The sequence below is a fragment of the Pedobacter ginsenosidimutans genome, assembly GCF_001442625.1.
Classification (GTDB): domain Bacteria; phylum Bacteroidota; class Bacteroidia; order Sphingobacteriales; family Sphingobacteriaceae; genus Pedobacter; species Pedobacter ginsenosidimutans.
The window spans coordinates 38,734-53,935 of sequence record NZ_LMZQ01000006.1 but is presented as its reverse complement, the minus strand read 5'-3'; the positions used below and the strand labels follow the sequence as shown (position 1 = coordinate 53,935).

The 15,202-nt window shown below is 43.5% G+C and carries 13 protein-coding genes; 2 read left to right on the top strand and 11 right to left on the bottom strand.

Annotated features, from left to right (window positions below; all coding sequences use genetic code 11):
* Positions 1 to 2: 2 nt before the first annotated feature.
* From ASU31_RS10555 to ASU31_RS27445, 6 genes are all read right to left on the bottom strand, one after another.
* On the bottom strand, positions 3 to 440 hold the full coding sequence (locus tag ASU31_RS10555; protein ID WP_157257971.1) for a hypothetical protein: 438 nt from the start codon (positions 438 to 440) through the stop codon (positions 3 to 5).
* 17 nt (positions 441 to 457) lie between these two features.
* The gene (locus tag ASU31_RS10550) at positions 458 to 2,920 is read right to left on the bottom strand and encodes a TraG family conjugative transposon ATPase (RefSeq protein ID WP_057932293.1); all 2,463 of its coding nucleotides are present in this window, start codon (positions 2,918 to 2,920) and stop codon (positions 458 to 460) included.
* On the bottom strand, positions 2,917 to 3,267 hold the full coding sequence (locus ASU31_RS10545) for a DUF4133 domain-containing protein (protein WP_057932292.1): 351 nt from the start codon (positions 3,265 to 3,267) through the stop codon (positions 2,917 to 2,919). The genes ASU31_RS10550 and ASU31_RS10545 overlap by 4 nt, the downstream gene beginning before the upstream one ends.
* Before the next feature lie 82 nt (positions 3,268 to 3,349).
* Positions 3,350 to 3,634 (bottom strand): DUF4134 domain-containing protein, encoded by a 285-nt coding sequence (locus ASU31_RS10540; RefSeq protein WP_245224534.1) that lies wholly within the window; start codon positions 3,632 to 3,634, stop codon positions 3,350 to 3,352.
* 164 nt (positions 3,635 to 3,798) lie between these two features.
* Positions 3,799 to 4,302, bottom strand: coding sequence for a hypothetical protein (locus ASU31_RS10535; protein ID WP_057932291.1), 504 nt, complete (start codon positions 4,300 to 4,302; stop codon positions 3,799 to 3,801).
* A gap of 113 nt (positions 4,303 to 4,415) precedes the next feature.
* A complete protein-coding gene (locus ASU31_RS27445; protein ID WP_157257970.1) occupies positions 4,416 to 4,559 on the bottom strand; it encodes a hypothetical protein in 144 nt (47 codons plus the stop codon).
* 243 nt (positions 4,560 to 4,802) lie between these two features.
* Between ASU31_RS27445 and ASU31_RS10530 the strand changes: the two genes are divergently transcribed.
* Positions 4,803 to 5,972 (top strand): hypothetical protein, encoded by a 1,170-nt coding sequence (locus ASU31_RS10530; protein ID WP_057932290.1) that lies wholly within the window; start codon positions 4,803 to 4,805, stop codon positions 5,970 to 5,972.
* Between the two features lie 30 nt (positions 5,973 to 6,002).
* Here the strand turns inward: ASU31_RS10530 and ASU31_RS10525 are convergent, their stop codons facing one another.
* The 5 genes from ASU31_RS10525 to ASU31_RS10505 all read right to left on the bottom strand — a co-directional run bounded on the left by ASU31_RS10525 (position 6,003) and on the right by ASU31_RS10505 (position 13,944).
* On the bottom strand, positions 6,003 to 9,833 hold the full coding sequence (locus ASU31_RS10525) for a PIN domain-containing protein (RefSeq protein ID WP_057932289.1): 3,831 nt from the start codon (positions 9,831 to 9,833) through the stop codon (positions 6,003 to 6,005).
* A gap of 173 nt (positions 9,834 to 10,006) precedes the next feature.
* Positions 10,007 to 10,960 carry an RteC domain-containing protein gene (locus ASU31_RS10520; RefSeq protein ID WP_057932288.1) on the bottom strand — a complete coding sequence of 318 codons (954 nt, stop codon included), beginning with the start codon at positions 10,958 to 10,960 and terminating at the stop codon, positions 10,007 to 10,009.
* Positions 10,961 to 11,223: 263 nt separating this feature from the next.
* Positions 11,224 to 12,048, bottom strand: coding sequence for an HNH endonuclease (locus tag ASU31_RS10515; protein WP_057932287.1), 825 nt, complete (start codon positions 12,046 to 12,048; stop codon positions 11,224 to 11,226).
* On the bottom strand, positions 12,035 to 13,504 hold the full coding sequence (locus ASU31_RS10510; protein ID WP_057932286.1) for an AAA family ATPase: 1,470 nt from the start codon (positions 13,502 to 13,504) through the stop codon (positions 12,035 to 12,037). The genes ASU31_RS10515 and ASU31_RS10510 overlap by 14 nt, the downstream gene beginning before the upstream one ends.
* A gap of 122 nt (positions 13,505 to 13,626) precedes the next feature.
* Positions 13,627 to 13,944, bottom strand: a complete 318-nt coding sequence (locus ASU31_RS10505) for a hypothetical protein (RefSeq protein ID WP_157257969.1) — start codon at positions 13,942 to 13,944, stop codon at positions 13,627 to 13,629.
* 603 nt (positions 13,945 to 14,547) lie between these two features.
* Here ASU31_RS10505 and ASU31_RS10495 point away from each other — a divergent pair.
* Entirely contained in the window at positions 14,548 to 15,165 is a 618-nt protein-coding gene (locus ASU31_RS10495; protein WP_057932283.1) for an RNA polymerase sigma factor, read from the top strand.
* The last annotated feature ends 37 nt before the right edge of the window (positions 15,166 to 15,202 follow it).

Genomic DNA, 15,202 nt, shown 5'->3' with positions numbered 1-15,202 from the left:
TTTTAATTAATTTTCTGGTACGCCCTTCTGCCAACAGTCATCACCGAGCAGTCAGCAGTAAAAGAAATCTGCTTTCCATGCCGTTTCTCGCTCATTATCTCACGTTCTGGGTCATAGACCGCAAACCATTCTTCTTTCTCCCACCGGTAACTGCCCAGACGGCCTGAATCTGAAATCAGGCGGTAGCCGGTCATCCGGTGGATCCGGTACTGATTTCCCTCGACCTGCTCTAAAACCAGCGTATCATTGGCCAGACTGAATTCACTTCCCGCCGAATTGATATAGGTTCCTGAAAATGGTTTGCTAGAATTACAGGACTGCTGGATACCGATCAGAACGATCAGCGCGACCAAAGCTCCTATGTACAACATCCTTGCTGCCCAGGACAGCATCTGAGTGTCCCTATTTTTACCTTGTTTTTCTCTAAGATTTTTCATCATAATTAATTGCTTAGTATTTAAAGTTTTCTTTTGCCAGAGCGGATCTCCGCCGCCAGCGCCGCTATTCCAGCAGCTATACCACCATGTAAGGCTGCAAAAGCTTCTACCTGCATTTTTTCAGATTCTTCAGTGGTATAAGCCAGATATTCCTCCAGACAGAGCTGGTTGCGGTACACCTGCATGTGCTGCCCGCCCTGATCCAGCATCAGCTCCCGGTAATTTTCCCCTTTCGCATTATCCTTGTTCAGCGATAAAAGCAAGGTCTTCGCCTTATCCGACAGTCCCAAAACTTCCTGAAGCTTATCGAACTTGTTCATAAACTTGCGCATATCCAGCAGCAGCTTGGTATCAGAGAGATTGATCACCGTTTCCTTGATAATAGGAGAGGAGATCAGATCATCCACCTCCTGGGTGATCAGCGCAGCAATTCCGTTAAACTTCCGCACGGTTTTATACAGGTAGCGGATAAAATGGGCCATGCCGCTCTTGGCAATGGCTACCCAGGCCTCATCAATCGCCAGAATTTTACGCAGCCCTTTCAGCTTGCGCATCTTGGAAACAAACATTTCCATAATGATGATCGTCACCACCGGAAACAGAATCTCATGCCCGCGGATATTGTCCAGCTCAAAGACTATAAACCGCTCATTAAGCAGGTCCAGGTTCTCCGAAGCGTTCAGCAGGTAATCAAATTCCCCGCCCTTGTAATAAGGGTTAAGCACATACAGCAGATTCACCAGGTCAAAGTCTTTTTCCTTCACCTTGCCATCCTTCATTACCTCCATGTACTCATGCATCAGGAAATCATAAAAGGAATTAAAGCAGGGGAAAACCTCGGGATGAACAGCTAAATACTCATAGTATAGCGTTATAGCTGTAGAGATCGCCACGTATTCCGCCCGGTTATAATCATCGGCATCCTTCTTCCACAGCGAAAGTAAAAGCGTCTTTAAACTCTCTTTCTTTTCGATATCCAGCACATCACCCTCACCGATATAGAAAGGATTGAACCTGATCGGGTTCGCCTCGGTATAAGAAAAGTAATAACCGCCCAGCAGATCACATAATCCCCGATAACTGCCACCCACATCCACCGTCACGCAGTGCGCGCCCTCATCGTAAAGCGAGCGCAGCAAATGGTTCATCGCAAGCGACTTTCCGGCACCCGAACTTCCGCAGACAAAAAGATTACGATTCGTAATCCTTCCAGACTTCATCGGCCCTTGAAACAGGTCCAAAAAAATGGGCCTGCCAGAAAGCCTGTCACCCAAACGAAGCCCTGATCCATCGCAGCGTACACCCGATTCCATATTAAAAAAACAGGCTGCCTGCTCTGCAAACGTATCAAAGCTGTCATTCATCGGAAAATCTGCCGCATTGCCCGGCATACCGGAAAACCAGATCTGCGCCGCACCGTCCGTCTCCTGCTTACATTCTGCGCCAATCCGCGCCATAGCAGAACCCACCTTGTTGCGCAGATCCGAAAACTCCAAAGGATCTTCCGACCAGCACAGCACATTAAAATGCGCCCGAACCGGAAGCTTGCCTGTAGATACCGCCTCATTTAAAAAGTCATTTACCGCATCCCTGGAAACCGCATTCTCTCTGGAATAACCTGAAAGCGACTGCAAACGCAATTTCTTTGCCTCCAGTTCACGGATTGTTTTTCTGCCATCGCCGATAAAAACATACTGCGAATACACATGGTTACAGTCCAATAACATCCCCAATGGCGTAGCAAAACCAATGCTATAGGAAGTGCGGTCAGTAGAATAGGGCTCATAAGTCAGCCTTGATCCGCACAGTGCTGGCAGGTGCACCACATCAGCCAGTGTATACAGCTCACACCTGGCCCTTCCCACCCGGATCTCATCCTGCAGGTGCACATCGCGGATCACTGGCCGCTGCCCGCGTCCCAATAAAAAGCAATACTTTTCAATCACACCAGCGCTGCCAGCAGTACCAGAAAGCGCATCATCACCCAAACGCGAAAGGCCGAGCATACCACTATCCAATAAAATCCGCTCAAACTGCCCGCAGGAAGCTAAAAACCCGGACAACAGTTTTTCATCAGCCACACTGGCAGGGGCAATAGATTTGCGCAGGATATTCGAGTACGCCGATGATGACAGCTTCCTTGCGGCAGGTTTCCTGGTTAAAAAGATAAAACACTCATGATCCAGAAAACTCCGGCCTGCAAATTCCCGCTCACCCGCGCCAGCAAGCGAATCTTGCCTTTTAACCTCATTCAAACCGACCGACCGCCTGACAAACCAATCTGCCTTATGCAGCACCGTTCCCGGCTGCAGCACACCCATCGCTTTTACAATAGCTTGGTGCAGCCCCTCAAAATCCTTGGCCGAGCTGGTCCCAATCTCCGGTAAACGCAACGAATAGGCAATCGTCACATCGCCCGCCATCGACAGCATCGCGCCATTTTCCACTTTCCAGATAGGCATAATTTTTTCGATCTCCATCATCGCCTGGCCTGCCTTTCCTTATTTCCCTGTAAAACCCGAAGCCCGGTAAATACCCTGCGCGAAGAAAACTTCAGGTAAACAGGAATCCCGCGTCTGGCCATAAACTTAGCCAGCCCATGCACCCCAAAGCGTTTGGACAAAGCAAATACCCCAAAAAACAGCGCAGCACCCAGCCCCATCACCAGCGGCAAAAGCGCCACCAGCGGCGTACCCAATAGATACAGCCCGGTAAAAAGCAGCAGCAATACCACCAAACCCACAGCCAGATAAGCAATATACTGACCCTGTAGACCCCGAAACTCAATAGGCTTTCCAACTCCTTTATTAATCTGATATACAATACCCATAAAACATCAATTAAAGCTGGGGCCGACCAGATCCGAACCAAAACCAAACAATCCGGCCAGCCACCAGCATTAAATACTAAACCTAAACCCCAAAGAATGACTTCAGCACCGTGGCCACAATCACCGCAAACACACAGGAACCAAACCAGGCAGCAGCCACCTTATTGGTATCCGGTTCACCTGCATTCCACTTGTTGAACACCTTTACCGCGCCGATCAATCCCACCACCGCGCAGATCGCATACACCAGGTTACAGCCTGCATCAAAATAACCCGCCACCTGATTGGTTGCCTCATTTATCCCCGCCTCACCACTCTGCGCCTTGACCACCACCGCATTCAGCACCGCAAAAACGTTCAACACCATAGCCAGCAGCCAAAAACGGCCAGTCAGCATTCTTCTTTCACCAATAGCACCACCTAATTTTTTCTTCATAAAAACAGCTTGATTTTCCAGATCAGCGGCCCCATGCCACCAGTCCCATCGGATGGAAATCCAGCCCGCTTCAATAAATCAAAAACCAGGCAGGCCTACAGCCAGAGACTTTCCAGCTCCTGCTCACTCAGCGCAAAAGGCACATGCTCCCGGATAAACCCGTTCAGCGCATCCAGCGAACCAGACTCGGCAATCCTTGGATATTTAGAGCGGATCATTTCAAACAGCGTAAAAAAGTCCTCCTTGGTTCCGTCCTCTGCCGTCAGAATCCCGCACACCTCACGGATCTCCTGCTGCACATCAGCCAGATCACCCAGCCTGGAAACCTTATCCGCCCCGCCATGATCCCCGCCCTCATCCGCACCACGCTCAGCAAAAGAAAACTGCCCGGCCTCCAGCACCTGAACACCCTGTTCCACAGCAGGCCTGCCCATCACTTCATCCGAAAATTCCTCCACCTCATCTTCCCAGCTGTGCGGCAAAGGCCCGGCAGTTTTACCCCTTTTCCGGTAACACAGCAGCCACACACCCGCCCACCACACCAAACTCAAAATAATGCTGGCCAGTAAAAATTCCGGCCATGAAAAAGATTTTAACATCGTATTTCGCTTTAACCAGCAGCACCATTACCACTGGAATCAGCAGCAAAACTGGCAAACCATAAAAGCCTGAAAGGGGGAGTAAATAGGGGATACCCTAATATTTGATCAACTTATCCCAAAGAAATAACCACGCCGGGTAAATAAAAATAATCCTCAGCAGGCGGCTGGGCGGCAGCCGATAAAGAAATCACCGCACAAAGCAGCACCAAGAGCAAAAGCGGCACCAGGCCAAAATAAATTTCATGTTTGTTCACAATAGATCAGATTGTCCGGCAGCACCATTGCTGCCGGCACAAAACTGTGATACAAAACCGAACCGGCAAATCACACGATAGTAGGAAATACAGCAAATAAACCATCACCCATTTAGGGCAGATGCTCCAAAATATCATCGGATCGATTGTAATAGCTCACCCAATACCACCTGAATTAAAAGGGCGCCTTTTGGAAGTGTTTTTAATGTGGTGGTTTAGTATATTTGAGCTCGCCAATAAAATATGATATCACCAACCAATATCCATCCTCCAAAAAACTGGCAGGATTTTGAAACCTTATGCCTCAAACTCTGGGGAGAAATCTGGGGAATTCCCCACGAAATTGAATTTAATTCTGACAATGCACAGGGGCAGCAGGGTGTAGATATTTATGGCGCGGTAGATGGCGGTGCAAAATATAACGGCATCCAGTGCAAAAACAAAAAGCTCAACCTGATAGACGGATCACCCAACAGGATTACCACCTCAGATATACAAGCTGAAATCGATAAAGCCGTTCATTTTCAACCACAGCTGAACAAACTCGTGATTGCCACTTCCTTACCAAAGGACCAAAAAATAGAAGAATACGTCCGGATCAAAAGTGTAGAAAATGTGGCCAACAAACTGTTTTCGATACAGATTTGCTTTTGGGACTTTTTCGAACGCAAGATTCCCGAGTTTCCAAAAGTGAACGACTGGTACCTAAAGCACGAAAACCACTACCGTCAGAGCGGAATCAGTGTAACTTTTGCTGAGGGGAGTACTACTTTGGAAGTTAACCCGAAATTCAAAAAAATAATTACTCAAAAAGTATATAGCAGTGAAGCCTTCACCCTTAACACAATCAGGGAGCAGCGGCCAGCTATACTTAAAGGACCGCTCTACACCCAGTTTTTTGATCGTACCGGAGATTGGGAGCAATATTGCTGGTTTGATCTGAAGGTCAGGAATACAGGCAAAAAAACAATCGAAGACTTTAAAATCGAGCTGGAATTCGAAGGCGAATTTGACTCTGTTGGAACCGAGGAATCAACTGTGCTGAATTTCAAGACATTTAAATCCAATGTTAAAGCCTACAGCAATTGTAACAGATCTCTATTGATTGATCCTTATAATTCCGTGCTGGTTCCCTCGGATGGCTTTACTACCAAAGGAATTTACGTTAAACCCACTATGGGCAAAATAGGAGAGGTATTGCTCAAATGGAAACTGTTATCCCGGGATTTCGAAGATGAAGGAGAACTGGTAATTTCAATTATCCCAAAATACAATATCGAGAGAAAGGGAACCTTTGTCGAAGATGAGCGTGAAGAAGGGGAAACTGTTGAAATCAGCCGGATTCAAAGAAAGCTTGATCCCGGATTGTTTGGCGGTTTTAGTGATGATGTTTCCGATATGGAATTTGAATAGCTAACTGGACTGGTAGGCTGAAAAAAAGTATTATTTTTTCTCAGAACGTTTGAAAGCTTCCCCAATCAGGTTCAAAATCTTTATCGTCAGCGGATGTTCTGGTCTGAAAATCGTATTACAGGCCTCTACCAGAGAATTATTGACCTGTTCAGCAGTAGAGTAACAACTGAACAGCACCTGAAGCGTAGTGAGGACAACCTTAGAAAAAAATGAATGATCTGTTTGCAGTTTGCTACTGAGAACCTCGCTTCTGATGATATCATGGTAAAATAACAAACAGGTCGCCTGCGCATGACTAAAACCGGTCAGGTCAGAGGCAAGCCCCTTGATAGCAGTCTGAAAGGTAGGGTGTAATGGATCTGCTGTTTTTTCAAGCAGTGAAATCAGAATACTGCTGTTGACCGGAATCCCCTGATAGTTCATGCCAATCATCTTTTTCAACGCATCATGAAAACGCTCCATGGAAATCACCTCTTTCTTTACCAAATACTGGCATAGCATAAAACTGTTAAAACCATCAGTATGGTAAAATTGATAAGCCATGCTGCGGAAAGTCCATTCCTCGCTGTACAGCAGGTAATCAGAACTTCCGGCAATCAACAGGGTTTCGGCAAAACTTTCGCCATATAAATCATCCAGTTCCAGCTTTTCCTGAGCAGACATATCAAGCGCTGGCCGGCATGGCAACACCTCACAATGCTGCTCAATCCAGCTAACCAGGTTCTTTATAAAGTCAAGGTACTGCGTAATATCCTGGGCACTAAGTTCACTGCGCACATATTGCCCGTTCCGTTTGCCCATCGTGGTAAAACCGCCCTTACTGGTCTCAAATTCTCTGATCAGGCTGTGGAACACGTTAAGGGAAGATTGGGAAACGGTCAAAGGATTTTCCATAGCCGCCAGCTCTGAAAGCAGGCCAATTGAAGCAACCGAATTAAGCGTAATCGCATCAATAATAATCGGGCTGTTTTCCGCAAGTTTTTTAAGGGCAACTTCCACCTCATTTTGCCCGTTCATCACCGGAATACCCGGAGAGTCCCAGGCAATGTAACTATTCCAGGTCTTTATCGGATTTTCCCCCTGTCCTCGCGCAATTGCGCCAAGCGGTAACGGAGTTTTCTTATACATATTCTCCACCACCTGCCTTTGCTTGCCGTCCGCATCCAAAATAGCATACAGCTCCCGGAAAGCCACTTTGGGATCATCAGAATCATGTTTTTTCAATACCCGTAAGCTGTTGCTGTCAATAAACTTCTCCTGCATCAAGCGGTAACTTTCCCTTTTTGCAAAATTAAAAGCATGCAGAATTTCAGTTATTCTGTACCTGCGTCCCGAAATATTAACTTCATCATCTACAGCTTTGCCAGCAAGAGCTTTTCCTATCGGATCTTTTGCCGCGATTTCTTCTTGTATCCCTGCTTTACCTGATTCGGTAATGAAAAAAGTAAGCTTTTTACCCTCATCATCCACTAATCCCACCGCCACCTCATCCTGCACAAGCTGCGGATCAGTCAGTTCACCCGCAAGCCTTAATGCAGTAACCGAATTGAAGATAAAATATTCATGGCATTCCTTCTGCCCGTAATGCCTTTTCCAGCAGATTAAGGACTGGTCATAAAACTGCTCTGGCAGCCCTGCAACTAAAAAAAGTTCAGCAATTTTGAACTGTACCGCAGTCGGAAGCGTCCTGTCAATACGATCAAATTTTGCCAAAATCTTTTTGATCGCATCAAAGTAATTGATCCGCTCATAAACCTGCAAAAGTTTTGCTGCAACACGCTGATCATCAGGGTAAACCTCCAAGTGGTTCAGACAGGTCTGAATCGCTGCCTGGGTATCATTGATCAAAAGATAGGTATCGGTCAGCATATAACTAAGCTCATAAGAAGGCCCATACCTTGAAATCAGATCTATACAGGCATTCAGCACCTTTTTCGATTCTCCGGCCCTAAAATAAGTTTCCAGTAAATTTTTAGTCAGTGGCCCATAGATCTTTACATCAGCAATGCGTTCATACAAAGGTATAGCTTCAGCAAACTTACCTGTTCGGAAAAAATGTGCTGCAAGCGTTTTTATATCCAGCAGCGAGCTTTCCGCATTGACATGGGACAGTGCCAGTTCCAACGCTTCCAGCTCCTTATCCGGCCGGCCGGCCCTCCGCTCATCCAAAGCCCGCTCCAGATAAGGCCGGATGGCATCCGGATAGCGTAGGATCAGGTTGTCATTCAAAACAAGAGCCTTTTCCAGAAATCCACCAAGCTTATAGGCCGCAACCAACAAAACCTGCATTTCCACCATCAGGCTATCGGGAATAACTTCTTTGGTCACCGATTCCAATAATCCTATGGCTTCTGTATAGTGCTCGGTAAAATAAAGTATCTCCGCCCTGACCATCTGGACCTGGCCGCGTTCCTCCCCAACAGCAAACTTTTCCATTTCCACGGTACATGTATACGCCCTGTCAAATTCTTCCACTGCAATCCCCGCGTAAGCCAGGTTATGCAAATTCTGAAGACTCGGATTACATTCTACACATTCCAGCATATCCGCATAATAACCCTTGAAATTCCCCATTATCCTTTTAGCCTGCCCGCGGCAGGACAGCCAGTAGGTATTTATAGGCGCAAGCAACGTTCCCTTTACTTCTGCCCATACCGTATCCAGCAGTTCAACCACGTACTTAGCTTTATTGAGCATATCCCTGGAAACCTGCCGGTTGTACACATCAAAAGGGTAATTGATTGAATCATAGATCAGTGTAGCCAGATAAGCCTTCCCCTGCAACACATTTTTAATCCCTGCGAACCCTATTCCCCTTTCTGCCCAATTGATAGCCTCTTCAAGCATTCCCTTTTTACGGGCCTCATTGGATATCGCCAGGGCCACATCCACCTGATCCCGGTAAGCCAGAGGAACCAGTGCAATCAGTGAAGGCAGATCCAATTTCCCGCCCTCAGCCACAATCAGTGTATTATAAGCATCGGCATTCCCCGGTTCCATAACCAGCGCCTTTCTTGCCAATTCAGCCGCAATATCAAAACTACCCAAAATTACATGGGCCGAGGCAGCAAGCGTTATAGCACGCAAACGTTCCGGCTGGAATTCAAAAGCATCCAGATAGTACCTGGCAGCCTTTTCATATTCCCCAAGCTCAAAATAACAGATACCCAGATTAGCCAGCAGTTTATACCGCTCCAAAGCACTAAGATCTTGCCAATGGCCATCTTTCAAAGCCTTAAGCCCCTCTATGGCCAGGTCGTGGCGATAAGAAGATCGAAGGGTCATCGCCGCATCCATTTGCGGTATATATATGCCTGATCCGGCAACAGTAGTACCGCCAGAACCAGAAGAGATAGCAATCTGCTCATTTACCGCCGCCAGTATTGTCTTGGTATCCTCACGGATTTCCGCAGTATCACTTTTGATGGAATCCATCTGGTTTCCCAGCCTGGAGAGTTGATCGGTAATTTTCTGCAATTCGCCATAATACACCCTTTCAATAAATTCAAAAGTTGGTACCACCCGATCAGCCCCAGACTGAAACTGTGCCTCATGCTCTGATTTTATCTTGCGCAGCTCCGTAGCCGGATAACGGTCAATGTTATTGGTTTTAATATGGTGCTGGTAACACAGCAGCAGAAGGTTTTCCGGCTTTCTCCTGGACTCATTGTCCGACTCCTCGTTATAGCGTTCCCCACCAGGCAGCGCCGCCTCGATATGGCAAACCTGGGCAATAAACTGATCCTCCTCATCAATCAACGGATGAGCACAGCCCGGAAAAGCACAGCAATTCCCTGAACGTGCAAAAAGCAGGTTCAACGTTTCCTTGGAAGGAGAGAGCCGTTTAGGTATTTCGTTCATTGTCCAGCACTAAAATACTCCCTTTTCTAATCTAATGCAGGATTGTTAATAAATTTTCATAAAAGGTAACATCAAACCGCAACCCAATTAAAGCAGTCAAAATAACCGCACAAGAAAATCCATTACCCGACGGGCCAGGTAATGGATTATTATAAACGGACAAACCAGTAAAATCAATTTCCTCTCTCGCTACCGGTTCCATTTGATCCGGATTTCTTTTCAGATGCAATCCTTTTGCGCTCTGACCTGGCCAAACGAAGCCGCTCCTTTTCCGGATCATATTCATTTTTCCTATCAATCCTATTTAAAATCGACATCCGCATCCTATCCGTAAAATCAGTCTTAGAAATAATCTTACGCCCCTCAATCTCATCAAACCTCCGATGCGGTTTCTTCACCACGATGTTCAGCGCATCCGCCATCCACTCAAAAATTTCCGTTAAAGTAGCCTTACCATCATTCAACTGCCCCGTATCATGCAACGCAAAACCCAGCTCCACCGCATTAATCGAATCACCCGTCCAGCGAAGCGGCCTAACCTTCCTACCCGCGCCAGGCCCATCATGCACCAAAGCAAAAGGATGCTCCATCTTCTCCACCAAATACACCTGGAGCCGCTCAAAAGCAATAAACTTCGCAAACAAATAATCCATAGCCGTAGAAAACCCAGCATCAGCATCAACCACATCCACCACCATCCCCACAGGAAGCTCCGCTCCACGAACAAAATACAACCCATCCAACTCCACCGCACCCGAACGGTAATACTGATATAAAAAAGCATACTGCTGAAAAAAACGGTGCACAAGCCTAAGCTCATCTGATAAAAAATCCCTCACCATATCCACCGTGCCCACAGGCCTACCCATCTCAATTCCATGCACCTCAAACCTAAAAATCTTCTCCGCCAAAAATTTGGGCTTCAAATGCTTAAAAAACCAAAGCTCCTCACTCCCAGAAGAAAAACCAAGCGACAACACCCTATCCCTAAGCACACCCAAATGCTCGCGGATCAAAGAAAGATAAGCAGATAAAACCTGAACAGGATTTAACCCAACAACAGAAACGCCACTAAGCGCAAAAACAAACTGCCTAAACAGCTCCTCATAAATTTTTTGATTATTCACAATAGCAGATTAATGGATGGCACCATTACCATCAACACAAAACTGTGATACAAAAACATCAAAAAAAATCCCACAATAGTAGGAAAACGAACAAATACCCCCTCACCCAAAAAGGGGATAATTCAAAAAAGGCTCAAATAAAACCCACCAACTCATCCAACCAAATAAATATTTTCTACCTTAGTCCATGAGAGCGTTAATTAAAACCGGTACCTGTCTTCTGACGGGTTTCCGGTTTTTCTGTTTAAATCGAAATATGGTGCTTACAAACTTCCCAAAAACCGAATTGAATTAGCAAGTAGATCAATGGCAATGGCTTTCCAAAAATTTGGACCGTAACCATTTTTGAAATTTGTGGATTTCTGCACCAAAAGGCTTTTTATTTGCTCAACTGTTGGCTCCATACCCATTGCTCTAACATTGTTTACATCATGTTTAATATCTGAAATCAATAAATTGATACCGTTTTTGTACAATTGTAATAATCCTAATCGAGTAAAATGCTCACTTATTAATCTGAAATGATCGTTAGCAAGTCCGGCGGGTTGCTGAAGTGTGAAAATAATTGTCGGTAAATTTCGAAAATAACTTAAATGCCCTTGTATAAATACAAGGTTAGGCAGAATATCATTGTAAAAATGTATAAAAACACGTTCACCATTATCAAGCCAGGTTTGTCCTTTAATACCGTTACATCGTGCGCAACAAGGCAATAAGTTTCTTGGCATTATACTATAAGCTGGATGATCTTCTTTCGGGATGTAATGATCAATAGTATACCTTGTATGGCTTAGGCAATATGCACAGAAGTGTTGGAATTCTACAGTTTGATTTTCTACAATTCTTTTTAATAATTTACCTCGGGCTATGGTTTTGCCAGTATAACATGTTCTCAGGTGATTGGAATCATCGTTATTATATGGGTTTGCTCCGATCCCCTGAATTGTTGGGAAATTATTAAGATAGGTATCATAATGAATTGAGACACTTGGTTTTAATCTCAATAGCTCAGCATAATTTGCTTTTGGAGCCGAAATTAAATCATATTCATCTATCTCAACACACGCTAGTGGCCTAAGATTCTTCATTCGAATTATTTTGAAATAATGAGGTCAGATAAAGCATTGCGTTAAAACTTAATTTGTTATCAAATAAGGCATTTATTTGATCCTCTGACATAAGCTGCTGATTGATGAGTTTTTCAAATTGCGTTTTGTAAAGTTCTTTTACATCCACCGTCTGAAAAACACTATCTGTCAAAACAGAGATATTTTCTCCAAAACTTTCCAAATGTAATTTCCTTACTATAGGGGTGTTATCAATTCGATCGAATACGTTTATGTATTTAGCTGGTACATCTTGGATAATGATTGGTGAATGCGTTGATATAATGGCAAAAGACTTGTAAGCTTCTAGTATTTCAGAAAAACTTTTGATCAGTTGTGCGATTGCACTTGGGTGAAGGTGAGTTTCAGGTTCATCAAATATTACGAGGCTTTCTTCTGTAATATGAGCTATAAGTTCAGTCAGTACAAAAAACAATATGCTTTGTCCGGAACTTAGCCTTCTTTCTCTTCGGAAGTAATGAAATTCCTTAATCCATGAGTTAGTTAATTCGTTTCCTGAGTTCAATTGTAGACTTTGTAGTGGTATGATTCGATTCAAAATGTCATACCACTCTTCAGATCGATCTAACTCCACGATCTTTAAAAGCGCTTCCTGTAATTTGAGTGCTAAATGTTGATCACTTATTACGATATCGTTCTCTCCTCGTAGTCCAATAAATTTATAATTGAAAACGGTTGTTTCAGGTGGTTTTGGAAAATCATCGAATAAACTATACGAAATTGTTATGAATTTATTAAATAAAGGGATATAAGGTGAAAACGGGAGACGTTGGACCTTCCTAGATCCGCTAATATCGTCGATCATCCTTCCAAGGTATTGGGTCTTTCCAGTGCCATTCTTACCAATAATTACATTAATTCGATAGGGAAGGTCATCGCTCTTAATGAAATTAAAATGTGCCTCGTGCTCTGCTTCAGCCCCTGAAAGAAGTGTTCTATAGGTAAAATTTAAGTTCTCGTGTACTTTTCTAACGTCATTAATCAACATGGATCTCGCCTCTTGAAAAGCCCTTTGGGCAGAGGTAAATCTCAACAAAGCATTGTTGTAGCCATCTACATCCTGGAAATCAAATGCAAGTCCACCAGTCCAGGCAATGTCATTGAGACATTCCAATATTTCTATGAAACCATTAGGAACTAGGCGTTTTAAAGTTTCGTAAAATTCTAAATTTTGACCAAGCGAACATTGATCTTGGTTTAAATATTCAAAGCTTTCATTTAGTAATGTAGATTTAGTGTTTCGATCCAAAATCTTTATTCTTCCGACCGGTTTAAAATCACTATAGCTAGTATAATAAAACGCATCAAATAAAATTGTAAATCCATCATCATCCCAACTATCTTTAACAAAAGCTATACATGGGTAAATATTTTTAATTGTTAAAGGTTCTTTGAATCCTTTTTTATAGAATTGCATAGTTGTTCAGTTTTGAAAGCATTATGTAAAGAATTAATAGTTGCTAATATACAAATGTATTTGAGCCTAAGAATACTGAGAGACTGGAGTTTTAATATGTGAAGATTTCAGTTAGGATAAAATTACTTTAACTTTTTTCGCTGCTTTTCAATTTTTTCAAGGATCGTTTTCTCGGTCTCGTTTTGAATGACCTCGAAAATGAAATTGGGATCAACATTAAAAACAAAGGCCATTCTTAATATTTCAGAAACAGAAAATTTCTCTGGATTGGTCAACTTTATCGTGTAACGCTCATGATTGATCCCCAGTATATTAATTACCCTGGTGGGAGAAAGCGCAATGATATCGTACATACGCTTGACCTTTCCAAGCTCAAACAATGCTCCGATAGAGATAAGATCTCTTTCTGGCTCGATATCTAAATGTTTCCAATTCCCCATGATAGTTATATAGAGACGAAATTCGATAATGAAGAATTGTAAATACATTATTAAGAACTTATAATTCATAAATATGTACTAATAGTACATAAAATGTTTTATCTTTGTTCTATAATGAAAAAGTAAGCTGTAAAAAGCTAAAGAAATCTCCTGTTTGAAAACCGCTAATTTGATCACAGGAAGATAAGTGAGTTATGCCTTTCCCGAGGATTTTATATCTTCGCGGACTTAATATTCCAGTGGGAAGGGCTTCACTTTGTCTTTTGTGGTCAAGCAAGCTCTTTAGAGCTCGTTGGTTCTTAGCGGTACCTCAAGCAAAAGCGGTGAAGTCCTTCCCACTGGGATCTTTTCGACTTCCCCCTAAAAGAGATCATTTAGAAAAATCAGCTGAAAAATGATTTATCAGCCAACAGAACGCTAACCAAATAAAATTTTTCTGTAAATTTTTTAAGACCAAAAAATGCCCCATTGCTTCTAATTGATTTATCACTTAGCGGTGAAAGAAATAGCACTAAATCAGCTAATTCACCACTTCGAATAAAATATTTATAATTGGCGAAAATTCTGCGTAAATTAATACTGGGAATACAAAACTAACCAAACGTGAAAAGAGGAACAGACCTAAAAATAGAATGGAACAGCTTCATCAGCGATGGAACTGAAGCAGCCTATTATCAGCTCTATTCCCACTATCACAAATACTTCTTTTACCTCGGCATCAAAAAAGGCGCACTTTCACCAAGAATTGCCGACTGTGTAAATGACCTCTTCCTCTACATCTTTGAAAACAGGGAAAAACTTACAAACATACGAGACCACCACAATTACCTAGTCACCCTGTTCCTGCGCTTCCTTTTCAAAAAACAAAAATTTAGCGCAGAAGAAAGCCAAGAAATCGAGATCCTTGAAGAAAGCCAAATCGAACCACCAATCGACGAGCGCTTCATGATCAAAGACACCAACGAACACGTTAAGCAAGTCCTGCAGCAATACATCGATGAACTCTCCGTAAGCCAGGCCCGCATGATCTATGAAAAATTCTACCTGAATCTATCTTACGAAGAAATTGCAGCAGCCAATGAAATCTCCGTAAGAACAGCATACAACCTGACCTTCAGGGCAATTAATAATTTAAGAAAGTATATCGGCGATCATAAAGTCGCCAGCCTAATCGCAGCAATTACCACTTTATCATTAATCTATTTTTTTGTGCGATTCTAACTACACAACATTCAGTAGCAAAAAAAATATTTATAAA